This is a genomic window from Mesorhizobium sp. Z1-4 (assembly GCF_004000235.1).
Classification (GTDB): Bacteria; Pseudomonadota; Alphaproteobacteria; order Rhizobiales; family Rhizobiaceae; genus RCIO01.
This window is the reverse complement of sequence record NZ_RCIO01000009.1, coordinates 57,156-74,722: the sequence shown is the minus strand read 5'-3', so window position 1 is coordinate 74,722 and position 17,567 is coordinate 57,156. Positions and strand designations below refer to the sequence as shown.

At 63.0% G+C, this 17,567-nt stretch carries 15 protein-coding genes; 14 read left to right on the top strand and 1 reads right to left on the bottom strand.

Going from position 1 to position 17,567, the window contains the following annotated elements; translation table 11 throughout:
• Nucleotides 1–62 precede the first annotated feature (62 nt).
• The 11 genes from EP165_RS19615 (at nucleotide 63) to EP165_RS19565 (ending at nucleotide 13,932) form a co-directional block, all read left to right on the top strand.
• Nucleotides 63–731, top strand: a complete 669-nt coding sequence (locus tag EP165_RS19615; protein WP_127524546.1) for a DUF6088 family protein — start codon at nucleotides 63–65, stop codon at nucleotides 729–731.
• Nucleotides 728–1,774: a nucleotidyl transferase AbiEii/AbiGii toxin family protein gene (locus tag EP165_RS19610; RefSeq protein ID WP_127524545.1), complete on the top strand. Its 1,047-nt coding sequence runs from the start codon at nucleotides 728–730 to the stop codon at nucleotides 1,772–1,774. Before EP165_RS19615 ends, EP165_RS19610 begins: the two co-directional genes overlap by 4 nt.
• 166 nt (nucleotides 1,775–1,940) lie before the next feature.
• A complete protein-coding gene (locus tag EP165_RS19605; RefSeq protein WP_025030042.1) occupies nucleotides 1,941–2,381 on the top strand; it encodes a hypothetical protein in 441 nt (146 codons plus the stop codon).
• A gap of 479 nt (nucleotides 2,382–2,860) precedes the next feature.
• Nucleotides 2,861–3,835 (top strand): DUF3991 and toprim domain-containing protein, encoded by a 975-nt coding sequence (locus EP165_RS19600; protein WP_127524544.1) that lies wholly within the window; start codon nucleotides 2,861–2,863, stop codon nucleotides 3,833–3,835.
• A 128-nt stretch (nucleotides 3,836–3,963) separates the two neighbouring features.
• Nucleotides 3,964–4,560, top strand: a complete 597-nt coding sequence (locus EP165_RS19595; RefSeq protein ID WP_127524543.1) for a DUF1419 domain-containing protein — start codon at nucleotides 3,964–3,966, stop codon at nucleotides 4,558–4,560.
• 8 nt (nucleotides 4,561–4,568) lie between these two features.
• Nucleotides 4,569–4,967: a DUF3085 domain-containing protein gene (locus EP165_RS19590; RefSeq protein ID WP_127524542.1), complete on the top strand. Its 399-nt coding sequence runs from the start codon at nucleotides 4,569–4,571 to the stop codon at nucleotides 4,965–4,967.
• An 86-nt stretch (nucleotides 4,968–5,053) separates the two neighbouring features.
• Nucleotides 5,054–10,159, top strand: coding sequence for a helicase-like domain-containing protein (locus tag EP165_RS19585; RefSeq protein WP_127524541.1), 5,106 nt, complete (start codon nucleotides 5,054–5,056; stop codon nucleotides 10,157–10,159).
• Between the two features lie 255 nt (nucleotides 10,160–10,414).
• Nucleotides 10,415–12,094, top strand: coding sequence for a ParB/RepB/Spo0J family partition protein (locus tag EP165_RS19580; protein WP_127524540.1), 1,680 nt, complete (start codon nucleotides 10,415–10,417; stop codon nucleotides 12,092–12,094).
• Between the two features lie 87 nt (nucleotides 12,095–12,181).
• Nucleotides 12,182–12,643, top strand: coding sequence for a UCP036055 family protein (locus EP165_RS19575; RefSeq protein ID WP_127524539.1), 462 nt, complete (start codon nucleotides 12,182–12,184; stop codon nucleotides 12,641–12,643).
• 107 nt (nucleotides 12,644–12,750) lie between these two features.
• Nucleotides 12,751–12,987: a hypothetical protein gene (locus EP165_RS19570; protein ID WP_348629569.1), complete on the top strand. Its 237-nt coding sequence runs from the start codon at nucleotides 12,751–12,753 to the stop codon at nucleotides 12,985–12,987.
• A 357-nt stretch (nucleotides 12,988–13,344) separates the two neighbouring features.
• Complete coding sequence (locus EP165_RS19565; RefSeq protein WP_127524537.1) at nucleotides 13,345–13,932, top strand: hypothetical protein; 588 nt, start codon at nucleotides 13,345–13,347, stop codon at nucleotides 13,930–13,932.
• 65 nt (nucleotides 13,933–13,997) lie between these two features.
• Here EP165_RS19565 and EP165_RS19560 read toward each other — a convergent pair whose 3' ends face one another.
• The gene (locus EP165_RS19560; protein WP_245440260.1) at nucleotides 13,998–14,669 is read right to left on the bottom strand and encodes a hypothetical protein; all 672 of its coding nucleotides are present in this window, start codon (nucleotides 14,667–14,669) and stop codon (nucleotides 13,998–14,000) included.
• Between the two features lie 190 nt (nucleotides 14,670–14,859).
• Here EP165_RS19560 and EP165_RS20805 point away from each other — a divergent pair, with 190 nt between their 5' ends.
• From EP165_RS20805 to EP165_RS19545, 3 genes are all read left to right on the top strand, one after another.
• Complete coding sequence (locus tag EP165_RS20805; RefSeq protein WP_348629568.1) at nucleotides 14,860–15,240, top strand: helicase; 381 nt, start codon at nucleotides 14,860–14,862, stop codon at nucleotides 15,238–15,240.
• 276 nt (nucleotides 15,241–15,516) lie between these two features.
• Complete coding sequence (locus EP165_RS19550) at nucleotides 15,517–16,446, top strand: ArdC family protein (RefSeq protein ID WP_127524536.1); 930 nt, start codon at nucleotides 15,517–15,519, stop codon at nucleotides 16,444–16,446.
• Entirely contained in the window at nucleotides 16,446–17,240 is a 795-nt protein-coding gene (locus EP165_RS19545) for a hypothetical protein (RefSeq protein ID WP_127524535.1), read from the top strand. The genes EP165_RS19550 and EP165_RS19545 overlap by 1 nt, the downstream gene beginning before the upstream one ends.
• The last annotated feature ends 327 nt before the right edge of the window (nucleotides 17,241–17,567 follow it).

Here is a 17,567-nt window from a genome sequence, read left to right as displayed (position 1 = left end):
GAAAAATGTGACATTCTTCGGACTCTCTTGTTGATGTCCGAAAAATGTAGCATATTTCGGACATGACGGATCCAACTCAAGATACAGATCTGCGTTCCAAACTGCTTGCTCGGGTTGCGTCTCAGCCCGACGAGGTCTGGACGCCTGCCGATTTCGCCGATCTCGGCGGGCGTGCCGCCATAGACAAAACCCTGCAGCGGCTCGCCGCCGCCGGCGAGCTCCGCCGCATTGATCGCGGTCTCTATGATCGGCCGCGTAAAAACTCTCTGACGGGACAGCCCACCGTTCCGGACTATCGGGCTGTGATCCGAGCTGTAACCCGTCGCGACCAGGCGCGGGCTGTTGTCGATGGCATGACCGCAGCAAACGATCTCGGACTTACCACCGCTGTCCCGGCGCGCATCGAAGTGCTGGTTGATGCACGGCTGAAGCCGATCAAACTCGGCAAGCAGGAAATTCATTTCAAGTTCGCCGCCCCGAGCCGCCTCTACTGGGCCGACCGACCGGCCATGCGCGTCGTCCAGGCCCTGTACTGGATGCAGGATATGCTGTCCCATGACGACGAGCGAGACCGGGTAGGGGATGTGCTGCGCCGTTTGTTCGCTGATCCGAAACACGGAAAAGCGATCCATGACGACCTTCGCGCCGGCCTTTCAGCCCTGCCGATCTGGATGCAGGAATACCTGCGCGACCTGATCACTCCTGTCGATACCAACGAGGTCGAGCAATGAGCTCGGCCGCATACAAGCAGGTCATGGAATCTCCTGCGCGGGACCGGCTCGATCTATTCCTGGCAACAGCCAACCGTCTCGGAGCGCCAGTGGGCAATATCGAGAAGGATTTCTGGGTCTGCTGGACCATGAACGCGCTGTATCACGAGCGACCTGCCAGAGCACCGCGCCTACTCTTCAAAGGGGGCACATCGTTATCGAAGGCTTACGGTCTCATTCAACGGTTCTCCGAGGATATCGACATCACCGTTTTCCGCGATGATCTCGACGAACCAGCATCGGTCGAAGAACTTGAGACGCTTTCGAACAAGAAGCGTCGCGCCAGACTGGACGCAGTCCGGGATGCGTGCCGCACCTATATCACTGGCCCGCTACGAGAACTTCTTGCCGAGCAACTCGCCGACATCACCAGCGGTGCAGGGCGGATCGAGATCGATGAAGCCGATCCCGATGGACAGACACTTCTGGTCTGGTATCCAGAGGTTGAGCCGCGCGACGGCGCATATGTGCGCCCAGCCGTTCGAATCGAATCCGGCGCAAAGTCAGCGCTTGATCCTAACCGGCCCGTCACGATCCGCCCCTACATCGCCGACGAGGCGTCATCATTGGATTTGGCAGTAGCTGACGTAACCACTGTCGAGGCAACACGGACCTTCTGGGACAAGGTTGTCATCGCGCATGGCTTGCGCCGCTGGTATGAGCGGCGTGGCGTCCTTCGCCAAGAAGGTCAACGCGTGTCGCGGCACTATTACGATCTTCATTGCCTCCTAAACTCAGACGTGGGCCTGGCTGCCCTCGGAGATTTTGATCTCGGTGCAGATTGCGTCCGACATGCGCGGATGTTCTTCAACCGACCTGACATGGACCTCGCCTCGGCCATGCCGGGTACATTCGCTATTGAGCCTGTCGACGGCATGGTGGCGGCGCTCAAGGAAGACTACGCCAACACGACCGCAATGATCTTCGGAACGGCGCCTGAATTTGAGGACGTGCTTGCATCCGCAGCAGCGATCGAACATCAATTGAACAAGGTCGCAACCTGATGCGAGAACAAGGACGTAAAACGCCAGAATACAGAGGTGAGAGCTGCGTTGGTACTCTGGTGATACGTCCATTGGGAGCAGGACAGACGGAACCATCGGGCGTTGGCAATCCGGAGCACTAGAATTAGTCCCGTGTCCTGCGTTCTGAGAAAAGCTGAGGCAGATGATGGATCAGCTCACCCTCTCCTACGTCTGGAAGCAGAAGCAAATACCTGTTGTGCTGCGCCGTACGGGGCGAGGCGAGCGCATTCGCGTGCGACTACCATTCGCCGACGACAATCGGCACTGGCTTCAGAACGGGCGGCGAACTGCTCCCGAATGGATCGGCGGCACAGAAGCTTACTGGGAGTTGCCGAAATCCTGGTTCAATGACCTCGTCGATCGAGCGCTGGTCAGATATGGCAAGATCTACATCATTCAGCCCTACCGCGAGCAGGAGATCTGCGCGAGAGCATGCCAGGAAGCGCTCGGTCATGAGTGCCAATGTTCATGCATGGGCGCTAACCACGGTGCCGGCAACGACGGAAGCTGGTTCGAAGTCTCCGATACCTTTTCGACACGTTGGGGCGACCGGGAACTGGCCTGCCGTTTGTTGACGGCACGATAGGCAGCTACTGACCGAAGATTAAATACAATCTTTGGTCAGTAGCCAGAACACACGGGCTATTAACAGGCCTGACCCGACAGAGCGCTGGCGATTGCTACGCGCTTCTGAGGCCCTGATAGTTCTCAGTTATCGTGACTCGCTGGCGACCACCTCGGGTCGGTGTTTGACGTCGCCCTGCGGGCCGGGCTGTTGGCAAAGCTGAAGCCCACAAGTGGTCTTCACCCATGCGGGCAGCCATCCCTGACGCGGGGGCGGCCGGGAGAATTGGAGAGCAACGGAAACGCCCCTCGTGCCGCTTGCGCGCAACGGCCGGCAAGGGAAGCTTCGCCGCACCTGGCCCCGAAAATTGCGACCCGGCACAAGTGCCGACTTGCCAGACGCGCCCTTGTCCTGCCTTGCTCTTCGCGGCCTCCGGGTTTCGCCCCTAAAGAAAAGGGAGCGGAAACCGGACAGAGGACCGCGCGAAACGCGGAGAGTAAATGGAAAAAGCAGACCTGGAAGAGCTGAGGGGAAAGGTCGCCTGCGGTGCAGTGCTCGAGACCGCCGGCTTTGCGGTCGACCCCAAGGAAAGCACGCGCCGCGCGGTCAAATACCGCCGCGGCGACGAGATCATTATCGTCATCCACAATGGCCAGGGCTGGTTCGATCCCCTGTCCGACGCCAAGGGCGACGTCTTCCGTCTGGTCGAGCATCTCGATGGCCTTCCCTTTGCGGCCGCGCTTTATGTCGTCGCCGATCTGATTGGTTTCGTGCCTAAGGAGCCTGAATGGAAGCGTCAGTCGCGGAAGCGCGCGCCCGACCTCACCATCCCCGAACGATGGAACGCGCGGCGCAAGCCTTGGCGCGGATCAGCCACATGGTGCTATCTGCGCGACGAGCGCCACATTCCAGAAGCTGTCTTGAGAGCCGCCATTGCACAGGACATCCTGCGGGAAGGCCCGCACGGGAGCATGTGGGCGGCGCACCGCGATCGCACGGGCGCCGTTACCGGCTGGGAAGAGCGCGGGCCGGATTGGCGCGGTTTTGCCTCCGGCGGCGCCAAACTGCTCTTTGCATTCGGTGCAGAAATGTCGCTGCGCCTGTGCGTCGCCGAGGCGGCGATCGACGCCATGAGCCTTGCCGCACTCGAGGACCAACGCCCCGACACGCGCTATCTGAGCACCGGAGGCGGCTGGTCGCCGGCGAGCTCCGAGGCCCTGCTCAATCTCGCCGTTCGGAAAGGTGCGCATCTCGTGGCGGCCACCGACAACAATGCGCAAGGGGAGACCTTTGCCGCGAGGCTCGAAGCGCTCGCCGCCGATGCCGGTTGCGGGTTCGTGCGGCTGAGGCCGGAGCTGGAGGACTGGAACGAGGATCTGAAGGCAAAAAGAAGAAAGAAGCATGAAAGGGAGGAGGTGAGGGACGGCTGCCGCATGCCCGCCGTCCGCCTCAAGGGTGAAGCTCCGCCCGGCTGACGCCGGCCCTTGACCCGGCCGGACGGAGAGGCGGCCGCGGGAAAGGGTCCGGAAGGGTTGAAGAAGATGGTGATGCCGATGAGGGTGCGCCGCGCTCCAGCCCGGGACAGGCCCCGAAGGAGCCCGCCATGACCTCTCCCATCCGCAAGATCTATTTCGGCATTGCCGACCGCCACCTGATGTTCAGATTATTCGACCGCCATGCCCAGCGGCCCAACCGCTGGCAGAACGATGACAGCGCGCTTTACACCGGCGAGTGGTTCGAGATCGCACAAGCCCAGCATGACTACATGCTCGAGATCCTGCCGCCGCTCTGGATGCGTGGCGAGATGTTCGCCATGCGCGAATTCCTGACCTGCAGCATCACCAGCGTCTTCTACACGCTCAGCATCAACGGTGTGACGCGATACTTCCACGCCTATTGCGATCTGTCCGACCCGCGCTCGCCCTATGAGATGCGCGACGCCATCGTCGAGCGCGAGCGGCGCCCGGTCAAGGCGATGACGCGCGGCGAGCGGATCGAGCACATCTGGAGCGCCACGCATGACGATTATCGCGGCTATGCGGGAGCCGACTTCCGGCCCGAGCATCGCGGCAAACGCACCGTCATCGTTTACGGCAAGCCGGGCACACGTTTCCAACTGCTCGAGAGCCTGACCGACGCGCAGATCTCCGAGAAGTTGCCGGTTCATCTCCGCCACCTGCCGCTGCCTGAAGCCGCGTGAGGTCCGCCATGTTCACATTCCCGATTCTTGCGGTGCGCAAGGTCATCGCGCGCGGCGAAGAGGATGCCGCGGCCAATGGCGGCTTCCGCAATCCCTATTACGGCACCCGTCCGGGGGAGGGCGAGAAACCCGGCTTCTGGCTCGTTGGCGACGAGGGCGTCTACATCATTTCCAACGGCAAGCTCGCCTCGGGCCAAAAACCGCTCGTCGTCTATTCGACCGAGTGCCACCCGAAGGGCGATACCGATTGGTGGGACTACAAGCGCCGGCACTTCGGCGGCGATGACGGCATCGAGTTCATCGATGCCGATCTGCTGGTTCCAAGCTTTAGCCGGAGCTTCGGGATCACCCATCTCGGTATCCAGCTCACCGAGAACGACATCTCGTTCTCGCTGATCACCCGCTAACCCTTTTCTCAAATCCGCACGTGGCGAACGCTGCCGGGCCTCCCGGCGGCGCGGCTTGGTGCGCCCACCTCACAGGAGACATCATCATGTCCGACAACGACCCCTTCACTCTCGACATGTTCGGCAGTTCGCAGAACGCCCTGTCCTCCGGACTCGGCATCGGCGTGACCGCTTTCGCCGAAAGACCCGCAACCGAACCCGACGGAGACATCCCGTCGCCGGCAGCATCGGCCAAGCTGTCCGCGAGACTGCAGGCCGCGAAACGGACGGCCAGCGAAGCGCCCGAGCGTGGCACCAACTTTCATCTTTCCGGAAGCCGAGCTCTGGCAAAGGGCTGGAAGGCGCGGGCGCGGGACAATCTCGACGCCATCGCTCTTGCCGCGGCGATCGCGACCGAGGATCGGCCGGCGACAGCGGCAGAACAGAAGCGGCTCATCCGGTTCTCCGGCTTCGGCGCCTCCGATCTGGCGAACGCTGTCTTCACCCGGCCCGGCGAGGACGGGTTCCGCAAGGGATGGGAGGACCTTGGCGAGAACTTGCGGGAGGCCGTAAGCGAGGCCGACTACGCTTCGCTTGCCCGCTGCACGCAATATGCTCACTTCACGCCGGAATTCATCATTCGGGCGATCTGGAAGGGGCTCGAACGGTTCGGCTGGCGCGGCGGCCGTGTGCTCGAAGCGGGCATCGGGACGGGGCTGTTTCCGGCCCTGATGCCGGAGGCGTTGCGGGAAACCTCGTTCGTCACCGGCGTTGAGCTCGATCCGGTCACCGCGCGCATCGCCCGGCTCCTGCAGCCGGTCGCCCGCATCATCGAAGGCGATTTCGTGCGCACCGATCTGCCGGCGCATTTCGATCTTGCCATCGGCAACCCGCCGTTTTCGGACCGAACGGTGCGGTCCGACCGCGCCTATCGTTCGATGGGTCTGCGTCTGCATGATTATTTCATCGCCCGGTCGATCGATCTTCTAAAACCCGGCGCGTTGGCCGCCTTCGTCACGTCGTCGGGGACGATGGACAAGGCGGACGCCACGGCCCGCGAGCACATCGCCAAGTCCGCCGATCTGATCGCCGCGATCCGTCTGCCCGAGGGCTGCTTCCGCCAGGACGCTGGCACGGATGTCGTCGTCGACATCCTGTTCTTCCGCAAGCGTAAGCCAGGCGAGCCACAGGGCGACGTGAGTTGGCTGGACCTTGCCGAGGTCGTTCCCGCCAGCGAAAACCGCGAGGCCATCCGGGTCAATCGCTGGTTCGCCGACCATCTCGACCAAGTGCTCGGCCGCCACGCGACCACATCCGGTCCCTTCGGCGAAGCCTATACGTGCCTGCCCGGTGAGGGCGATCTCGAGGCCGATCTGGATGCGGCCATCCTCTCTCTTCCGGACGCCCTTTATGACGGCGAGCCCGCCGAGATCGATATCGATCTCGAACTTGGGACGAGCCTGACCGATGCCGTCAGACCCGAGGATGCACATGTGCGCGAGGGCAGTTTTGTCTTCGATGCGTCGAGGGGCCTGATGCAGGTGCTCGACGGCAAACCCCTTCCGGTTCCCGTCCGCAAGGGCCGGTCCGGCGAAGGGTTTTCGGAGGAGCAGATCAACATCGTCAGGAAGCTGATCCCCGTGCGGGACGCTGTGCGTGCGGTCCTCAAGGCCCAGGAGACCGATCGGCCGTGGCGCGACCTGCAGGTGAAGCTGCGCATCGCCTGGTCGAGCTTCGTGCGCGACTTCGGGCCGATCAACCACACCAGGGTGTCGATCACGGAGAACGAGGCGACGGGGGAGACCCGCGAAACGCATCGGCGCCCAAACCTGCAGCCCTTCCTCGACGATCCGGACTGCTGGCTGGTCGCCTCCATCGAGAATTACGATCTCGATACGGACACGGCCAAGCCCGGCCCGATTTTTTCCGAGCGGGTCATCGCTCCGCCGTCGCCACCGGTGATCACCAGTGCCGCCGATGCGCTTGCGGTCGTTCTCAACGAACGCGGTCATGTCGATCCCGACCATATCGCCGAGCTGTTGCATGAAGACCGCGACACGGTCATCGAGGAACTCGGCAGCGCGATCTATCGCGATCCAACGGATGGGTCATGGCAGATGTCCGACGCCTACCTCTCCGGTCCTGTGCGCGACAAGCTGGCGATCGCAGAGGCCGCCGCCGAGCTCGACCCGGCTTACAGCCGCAATGTCGAGGCTCTGGAGGCGGTCCAACCGGCCGACCTCAGCCCGTCCGAGATCACCGCGCGGCTTGGCGCGCCGTGGATTCCAGCCTCGGATGTCGTCGACTTCGTCAAAGAGACGATGGCGACCGACATCCGCATTCGTCACATGCCGGAACTCGCCTCCTGGACGGTCGATGCCCGCATGCTCGCCTATCGCGCCGAGGGCACGTCCGAATGGGGCACCAAGCGCCGGCATGCCGGCGAACTGCTCGCCGATGCGCTTAACAGCCGTATCCCGCAGATCTTCGATACGGTGAAGGATGGCGACAGCGAACGGCGTGTCCTCAATGTCGTCGACACCGAGGCGGCCAAGGAGAAGCTCACCAAGATCAAGACCGCTTTCCAGACATGGGTCTGGTCCGATCCGGATCGGACCGACCGGCTGGCGCGGGTCTACAACGACACCTTCAACAATATCGCGCCCCGATCCTTTAACGGGGACCATCTGAAACTCCCAGGCGCCTCTGGCGCCTTTGTTCTTTATGGCCACCAGAAACGCGGCATCTGGCGGATCATCTCGTCGGGCGCGACCTATCTCGCCTACGCCGTCGGCGCCGGCAAGACCATGACGATGGCGGCCGCCATCATGGAACAACGCCGGCTCGGCCTGATCTCGAAAGCCATGCTGGTCGTGCCCGGCCATTGCCTGGCGCAGGCCGCCCGCGAATTCCTGGCGCTCTATCCGACTGCCCGCATTCTCGTGGCTGATGAGACGAATTTCACCAAAGACAAGCGCCATCGCTTCCTGTCGCGCGCCGCGACCGCGAACTGGGATGCAATCATCATCACCCATTCGGCCTTCAAGTTCATCGCCGTCCCCACTGAGTTCGAAAAGCAGATGATCGAGGACGAGCTCGCGCTCTACGAGGAGCTGCTCACCCGGGTCGAAAGCGACGACCGGGTGTCGCGCAAGCGTCTGGAGCGGCTGAAGGAGGGATTGCGCGACCGGCTGGAGGCGCTCGGCTCGGTCAAGGACGACCTCTTGACGATTTCCGAGATCGGGGTCGACCAGATCATCGTCGACGAGGCGCAGGAGTTCCGTAAACTCTCCTTCGCCACCAACATGTCGACCCTGAAAGGCGTCGATCCGAACGGGTCGCAGCGGGCCTGGGACCTCTATGTCAAATCGCGGTTCATCGAGACGAAGAACCCGGGCCGGGCGCTGGTGCTCGCCTCCGGCACGCCGATCACCAACACGCTCGGCGAGATGTTCTCGATGCAGCGCTTCCTCGGCTTCGACGCGCTCAAGGAACGCGGGCTGCACGAGTTCGACGCCTGGGCCTCGACCTTCGGCGATGTGGCGACCGAACTCGAGCTGCAGCCGTCCGGCAAATACAAGCCCGTCTCGCGCTTTGCCACTTTCGTCAACGTGCCGGAACTGATCGCCATGTTCCGCTCCTTCGCCGATGTCGTGTTGCCGGAGGACCTGAAGCAATATGTGAAAATCCCGGCCGTCTCGACGGGCAAACGGCAGATCGTCACCGCCAAACCGACCGCCGACTTCAAGCTCTATCAGCAGGTGCTCGAGGCACGCATCAAGGCGATCGAAAAGCGCGAGGGTCCGGCGCAGCCCGGCGACGACATTCTCCTCTCCGTCATCACCGACGGGCGGCACGCTGCCATCGATCTCAGGCTGGTCGATCGCGATAATGACAACGAGCCGGATAACAAACTCAACAAGCTGATCGAGAACAGTTTCCGGATCTGGCGCGAGACCGCCGCCAACACCTACCTGACCCGCGACGGCAAGCCCTTCGACCTGCCGGGCGCGGCACAGATGATCTTCTCCGATCTCGGGACGATCAGCGTCGAGAAAAGCAGAGGCTTTTCCGCCTATCGCTGGATCCGCGACGAACTCGTCCGGCTCGGCGTTCCGGCCTCCGAGATTGCCTTCATCCAGGATTACAAGAAGACCGAGGCGAAGCACCGGCTCTTTGCCGACGTGAATGCCGGCAAGGTCCGCTTCCTGATCGGGTCGTCCGAGACGATGGGCACCGGCGTCAACGCGCAGCTTCGCCTCAAGGCGCTCCATCACCTCGACGTCCCCTGGCTTCCCTCGCAGATCGAACAGCGCGAGGGCCGCATCGAGCGGCAGGGCAATCAGCACGACGAGATCGACATCTTCGCCTACGCCACCGAAGGCTCGATGGACGCGCAGATGTGGCAGAACAACGAGCGCAAGGCCCGGTTCATCGCCGCGGCGCTGTCCGGCGACACCTCCGTTCGCCGGTTGGAGGATCTCGGCGAGGGCCAGGCCAACCAGTTCGCCATGGCAAAAGCGATCGCGTCCGGCGATCAACGCCTGATGCAGAAGGCGGGCCTCGAGGCCGATATCGCCCGGCTTGAGCGCTTGCGCGCGGCCCATCGCGACGATCTCTTCGCCGTTCGCCGCCAGATCCGTAATGCCGAGCGCGATATCGAACATGATACGCGGCGCATCGCTGAGATCGCCAAGGACATCGGGCGCAGGACTCCGACCGCCGGCGAAGCCTTCGCCATGACGGTAGGCGGGCAATCCTTCACCGAGCGCAAGCCCGCCGGCCGCGCCCTGATGAAGGAAATCATGACGCTCGTGCATCTGCAAGAGGAGGATGAAAAGATGATCGCCAAGATCGGCGGCTTCGATCTGATCTTCTCCGGCCAGCGCTTCGGAAACGACGAATTCCAATATGATGTCGTGCTCGCAAGAACCGGCGCGGAGACCGACATCGATCTCGGCCTGACCGTCACGCCGCTCGGCGCTGTCTCGCGCATCGAACATGTCCTGGCCGGTTTCGAGGACGAGCGGTCGCAGTACCGGTTCCGGCTCGACGACGCCAAGCGACGGCTGGCCTCCTACCAGTCCCGCCAGGGCGGGGAATTCGGTTTCGAGGACGAGCTTGCCGACAAACGCAGGCAACTCGATGCCATCGAGGCCGATCTGGCGGATGAGGTTCTGAAGGAGGGGAAGCAGGCCATGGAGGCGGCCTGAGGAAAGAAGAAGCGAGAGGGGGACCGGTCGCAGATCGGTCGGGTCCCGTGACGCTTCCGCTCAACCGCCGCCTGCGCCATCCCGGCCCGGCGTCCTTCGCAGGGCTTGTGAGCCCCGCTTGTCCGGCCGGGCAGGGATGCTCGGCCGCAGTTGCACCGGCCCGCCCGCTCCGCGGTCCCGGGGATGTCTTCGAGAAGAAGACGAGAAAGGGAGCCGGCGGCATGCCGGACCCACAACCGTGAACAGGAGCTTCCCATGCATATCATCAAGATCGACCCGCGCGCGCTCAAGGACAATCCCGACGATGCCCGCAAGTCCAAATCCACGCCGCAGGGCGATGCGCTGCTCGCCGCGACCATCAAGGCCGTCGGCATCATCCAGCCGCCTGTCGTCTCCCCCGAAGCCGATGGCGGCAACGGCTTCATCATCCAGGCCGGCCATCGCCGCATCAGGGGCGCGATCGCGGCCGAGCTCGAGGAGATCGAGGTCATTGTGACCGATCCCGCCGATGACGGCGGCGCCATGCGCTCCATGGTCGAGAATATCGCCCGCGAACCGCTCAACCCCGTCGATCAATGGCGCGCGATCGAGCGGCTGGTCGCGCTCGGCTGGACGGAAGAGGGGATCGCGGCGGCGCTGTCCCTATCGGTCCGCCAGATCAAGAAGCTCCGGCTGCTTGCCAATGTGCTTCCCGCCATGCTGGACCAGATGGCCAAGGGCGACATGCCGGACGAGCGGCAGCTCAGGACCATTGCCGCCGCCTCGATTGCCGAGCAGAAAGAGGTCTGGAAGGCCCACAAGCCCAAGAAGAACGAGACCACGTCCTGGTGGTCGGTCGCCAATGGCCTCTCCAAGACCCGCATGTATGCGCGCGACGCCAGCTTCGACGACGAGCTCGCTCAGGCCTACGGCATCGCCTGGGTCGAGGACCTCTTCGCGCCCGCCGACGAGGACAGCCGCTATACGACCGATGTCGAGGCGTTCCTTGGTGCCCAGCAGGAATGGATGACCAACAATCTGCCCAAGAACGGCATGATCACCGAGATCAATGGCTGGAACGGTCCGGAACTGCCGAAGAAGGCCGAGCGCGTCTACGGCAAGGCGAAGAAGTCTGATTGCACGGCCATGTATCTCGACCGTGAGGGCAAGGTGCAGTCGGTCGTTTACCGGATGCCCGAGCCCCAAAAAGCAAACGGAATGTCGGCGAAAGGCAAGGGTCGGGACGGCGGCGCCGTCGCGCCGGCGCAGCGCCCCGATGTCACCCAGAAGGGGCAGGACATGATCGGCGATTTCCGCACCGACGCGTTGCACGAAGCGCTTCAACGCGCGCCGATCGAGGACGACACGCTGATGGCGCTGCTCGTCATCGCCTTCGCCGGTCAGAACGTCCGCGTCGATAGCGGATCGGGCAATACGGGGTCGTTCCGCAGCCAGATCGCACCCCATGCCGCGACGCTCGTCGATCAAAGTGGCAATCTCACCTTCGACCAGGACACGCTACGCATCGTGGTCCGCTCGGTGCTGATCGAGGTGCTGTCGTGCCGCCGCAACATGTCGAACAGCGGCATCGTCTCGCGGATCGCCGGCGCGGTCGTCGGGGCCGACAGCTTCCTGCCCAATATGGGGACCGAAGACTTTCTTCTGTGCCTCTCCCGGCAGGCCCTCGAAGGCGCGTGCGCGGACACTTCGGTACTGCCGCGCAACAAGGTCCGCGACACCCGCTCCGCGCTCGTCGAGCATTTCCAGGAGGAACGCTTCGTCCACGGGTCGGCGCTGTTCGCGCCTGACGCGAACGAACTCGCCGACTGGAAGGCACGCAATGAGCTCTCCGAAGACGAGGACGCCGGGGATGTCGACGGCTCCGTCGAGGAGCCGGATGAGGCCGACATCGACCCGGATGCTGTCTCCGAAGGTTTCCGCGAAGCCGCCGAATAGCGGTCTTCTTCCCTTCCGAACGCACGTCACGCCGCCGGCATCGTCCGGCGGCGTTTTCGTTTCCACACTTTGAACAAGGAGCACACCATGTCCGCCAAACTCATTTTCGACCATGCGCCGATTGGCGAGATCATCGCCTATTCGGACGGCACGCCGCGGCCGCCGGAGCGTCACCGCAGGAAACTTGCCGACTGGCAAAACCGCAACGGGGTTGGGCGGCTGATTTGCAAGCGTTCCGCCGTCGAGCGCGGCGCCCATGCGATCCCCGCATCTTTCACTCTGCATGAGGGCGATTACGGGTCCAACGGCACGATCGTCATGCGGGTTCACAAGACCTTCGACGTAAACTCAGCACGGGACTTTACGATGCGGGAGTTGCCTGAACCCGGCTCGGTCCTCGTCATGAGCCGCCCGGGCGACCTCGGGGAGCTGGTCCATCTTGCCGCAAACCGCAGCGCCGCCGAAGACTGGCTCACCCGGCACGGTTATCCCGAAGCCGAGCTGCAGGAGGTCACGGCGCCGGCGCCGGATACAGGGAGGGCGGCGTGAGTCTCCCCGGGGGAACAAACCAACGATCCCGGATGGAAGCAGCCCACCGTCAGACGAGGGCGCATCTCGAACGGATAGAACGTCAGATATCGGCAAGGGCGGAACGCATGACCACGACCGCCAAGGCGAAGGCCCGAAGACATCCCCGTGGGGGATCGCGCTGGACACGGTCGGATGAAGCCCTCTTTCGGGCATATGTCGACCAGTTGAACTTCGAGCGGCGCGGCGAAATCGATGCCCTCAACCGAAAGCTCACCCGGCAGGAGCATGCGATCACGGTCGTCAGGGCAAAGACCATCAGCTACGGACCAACCAGCAAAGCGGTTGCGCAAGCCTTATCGTGACGGCAGTAGCATATGCAGCGGGCCACGGTCATATCCTTCACGTTGGGCGCCGGTGTAATGCCACCCCTGCCGGCCCTCCCTTCGGTTCTGGTCGCGGTCGTAAACCGGCGGCCGGAGCCTTCAAGGCCGCTGACGCGCCGCGGTGCGGCCGCCCGGACCATCCTCGCCAAACCGGCCCCGCGAGACTGCGCGAGGGCTTGAAAAGCCCTGCTGGCCCGCAGGACAGGTTCGCTCGGCTCGGTCCGTGCGGACCCTGAAGCCCCCGTCTTTCCGCCGGTTTCTTTTGCCCGCGCCCGAAGGGAAGGCCGGCAGGGCCGGCTCGAGCCTTCGGTCAAACAGTGAAGGAAAGGACCTCACATGACCAGCAACGCTCGTTCCTCCCGTCAATCCGGCAAGATCGTCCAGCTCCGCAAGGGCGCTTCCCTCGAAACGGTCCGGCTCGCCTGCCCTGACAGCGCCCAGGCCTCCCTCATTTCCGAAAGTTTCGGTCTTCCCGTCATCGACAGCGACGGCATTCGCGATCTCCATCACAAGATCATCGTCGAGACGGCCGACTCCCTGAACGAAGGCCTCGGCGACCGGGCCATGCAGATCCATCTTCAGCGCATCGTCGGCTCCTATGTCGGTTCCGCCCATGGGGCCGGGCAGTTCTATTCCCGGGCGGTCTCCGAAGCCCGAGATGCGACCGCGAAGTTGGCCAACGATATGCGCGACGAGGATCTTGACGGTCCTGTCGGGTTCGACAGCAATGCCCAACGCAAGCGAGAGTTCGCAGCCGATATGGGCATTCAGGCCCATGCGCTTCGCTGCGCGGCCGAAGGCGCCGTGACCGCCTACGAAGAAGTCGTCGGCGAAGCGTGGAAGCCCTTCCAACGTCAGGTCGAAAATCCCGGCCAGACCGTCGACCGAAAGGCGGCCGAACTGCAGATGGCGGCGCTTGGCTGAGCCGCTCGGGCGGAGCTTCGGCTCCGCCCGATATCGCCTTTAGATTGGCGACTATGAGCCGGACATCAGCCCATTTTCATCGGACCAAACATCCCGCTCTCCGCCATCGCCATATAGATTTTCTTCATCGCGAGGGCCGTGTCCTGACTGACGAAAAGTGATGACCTGCTGCCATGGGGCGCGCCCAGCATGTAGGGCCGCATGGTCTCCCAGTTCTCCGCGCGGGACGACCAGCGCCATACCGGAAGTTCCTTCTCCAGCATCAGCGGTACGGCCAACTTCTTTGGAATCATATGTCCCGGATCGAGCAACGATTCCCATTCACAACTCACCAGCACCGGCTGCGTATTTGTATTGTAAAAGGGCACGTCCAGGATATCCGCGCTGACCGTAGCGCACGGGTGTGAGGGAAGCTCCTCCACCGACCGGACGACTTCCTCGCCGCTCACATAGGGGCAGGTCAGGAAGGCGTGGGCGAAGTGGATCGTGTGATCAAGCCCCCGGTATCCGCAGCGGTCGCTGGGATATGTTTCTGGATTGCGGTCGTCGTGATTGACCACCAAGGGATGCCAAGTCGGATAGCCTTCCACCACTGGGCCGTGTTCGTCGATGATGTCCAATAACGCCTTTTCGCTTCGTTCGCGCTCTTCCGGCGAGAAGTTTCTCGAAACGAGGTAATTCCTGGCGCGCTCAAATCCGTTGGTTGCCGCTTCGTCTGCTCGAAAAGCCATGATCATAGGCCCTGCAATGTCGCTGTTATGCATCAAATATAAAGATTACGCATGAAAAATCAATACCGTGCGCAAAACAACTATCGTGTGCAGGCGTGTGCCTTCTCCGGCCTTGATCCAGACCCCGTCGTTCCGCACGGTCGCCGAGACGGTCTCGCCTATTTGCGCGTCTCAATCTGTGCACCAGGCGTCCATCATGGCCGATCCAATCCCGCTCTTTGAGAGATGGCATTCCTGGTGCGGCGCGGACTTCCACGATCAACCCGTACAGGGTCCGCTCGCAAGCGGCGGCCGCTTGGCTTTGGCCTGCGCGGTGATCGCGTCCGCTAAGCCGCACACTGACGGAGCCATCAAGAGCGGGATTGGCCCGCTCCAACGATGGAGCCCTCAGATGCAGCACGATCTTTCCCTCGCCCAGAAGCACGCCTGGAACCTCGCCCGCACCCTCATGACCCCAATCGTCCTCTTTAAGTCCGACGACGAATACGGCGTCCTTCCTGCAGACGAAGTTGAAGACGCAGAGATCGTTATCCTCTTCGAATACGACCCCTACACCGGCGGTCACTCGGTCCACTGACCGCCAATCCTCTCACTCCTCGAAGGCGGCGCCAGACGCCGCCTTTCCGCTCCGCGGATGCCCCGACCGTGGTCCGTCCCGGGTAAGGTCCGGGCGGAGCCGGCAGCACCGGCAACGGCTTCGCCGTCCTCCTCTTCGTTTCGGCCCTTCGCCACCCCGCTGCGCTGCGCGCACCGGGGCCCAGGCTCGGGTGCCGCTCCTGCCTTAAGCCCCGCCGTGATCGGACCTCGTGACGGACCGCGATCGGCGCGGTCCTGAAAATCAGGAGGTCTGAAAATGAGAAGGAAAGAGAAGAGCCCGCGCATCGATATCTATGCGCGGATCACCGAGACGATCGTCGCCGATCTGGAAAACGGCGTCCGCCCCTGGATGAAACCTTGGGGCGCGGGCGGTCTCGAAGGCCGGATCACGCGACCGCTCCGGCACACCGGCGAGCCCTATACGGGCATCAACGTGCTGCTCCTCTGGTCGGAGAGTATCGCCCGGGGTTTCGAAGCGCCGCTCTGGATGACCTATCGGCAGGCATCGCAAATCGGTGCGCAGGTCCGAAAGGGCGAATCCGGCACGACGGTCGTTTATGCGAGCCGCTTCACCAAGACCGAAACGGATTCCCGTGGCGACGAGGTTGAGCGGGATATCCCGTTTCTCAAAACCTACACCGTTTTCAATTGCGACCAGATCGATGGGCTGCCGGATCACTATTATCACCGGCCGGAAAAGATCATCGACCCGGTGTCCCGGATCGAGCATGCCGACCGCTTCTTCGAAAACACCGGTGCGGTGATCCGCCATGGCGGGTCGAAGGCCTACTTCGCCTCCTCCAGCGACCACATCCAGATGCCGCCTTTCGAGAGCTTCCGGGATGCGGAATCGTACGTCGCCGTTCTCAGCCATGAGGCCACCCACTGGACAGCGCCAGAGCACCGCGTCGGACGCGATCTTTCCCGCTATCACAAGGATCGCTCCGAACGTGCCCGCGAAGAACTCATTGCCGAGCTCGGAAGTTGCTTCCTCTGCGCCGATCTCGGCATCGTGCCGGAGCTCGAGCCCCGACCCGATCACGCAAGCTACCTTCACTCGTGGTTGCGTGTGCTCAAGGATGACAAGCGGGCAATCTTCCAAGCAGCGGCGCATGCGCAACGCGCGGTGACTTACCTTCACGGGCTTCAACCCGCCGATGTGATTGAACAGCGGGAGGCGGCCTGATGCTCTCCCTTTCGAATGCAGGTGCGAAGGGCGACCAGCCCTCCGCCATTCGGCTGCGCGCGCTGTCGCTCGGCGCTGGCGTGCAGTCGACGACGCTCGCCCTGATGGCGGCGCATCGCGCGGTCGGGCCCATGCCGGACTGTGCGATTTTTGCCGATACCGGCTGGGAGCCGAGAGCCGTTTACGAGCATCTCGATTGGCTCATGTCGCCGAACGTGCTGCCGTTTCCGGTCTTCATCGTCGGGCCGGCTAACATGCGCGACAATCTGCTTGCCGCCGGTCGCGGCGAGCGGTGGGCCTCGATCCCCGCATTTGCCAAGTCGATCGACCGTCGCGGCAATGTCTCAATCGGCATGATCCGCCGCAAGGTCCGGGAACTCATCCAGCTCACCCGCAAACGCTCGCCAGTCTTCGCGGTCGTCGAGCAGTGGATCGGGATTTCCTTCGACGAAGTGATCCGCATGAAACCGAGCCGCGAGGCCTGGCAGCGCAACCGCTGGCCGCTGATCGAGGAGCGGATGACCCGCCGTGACTGCCTCGCCTGGCTGCGGGAACGCGGCTATCCCGATCCACCAAAATCCGCCTGCATCGGTTGTCCGTTCCACGACAATTCCCGATGGCGCGCCATGCGCGATCATGACGAGGAGGCCTGGCGCGATGCGATTGATGTCGACCGTGCGATCCGAACCGGGATCCGTGGCATTCGCGGCGAGGTCTATTTGCACCGGTCCGGTGTTCCTCTCGAGGAGCTCGATCTCTGGCCAAGCGAGTGCGAGGGGATGTGCGGCATATGAAGTCAGTCCGCTTCAGCGGTGCGTTCTCGTCATCAGAGTTCAGTACGATGGTCAGGCCGACAGAGCTCCTGCAGCGCTCGCCTAATCTCACCATGCCGTGCAGGAGCAGAACCCCCGCAACAACCGCGTGCCTTGCAGAGGGATGTCACTTTCGTACCGTTGCCTTTTCTCTATTTTCCGATCGCGCGTTCGGTCACCGAAGATTGGCAGATGGCTGACCAATAGTGCCAGGATTCCCGATCCGGCAGTTGGGCTACCTTGCACTCTGCCGAGGTCGATCTGCCGAATGTGCGTCCGTGAAGGGTGACAGTGGGGATGTTCGCCGCG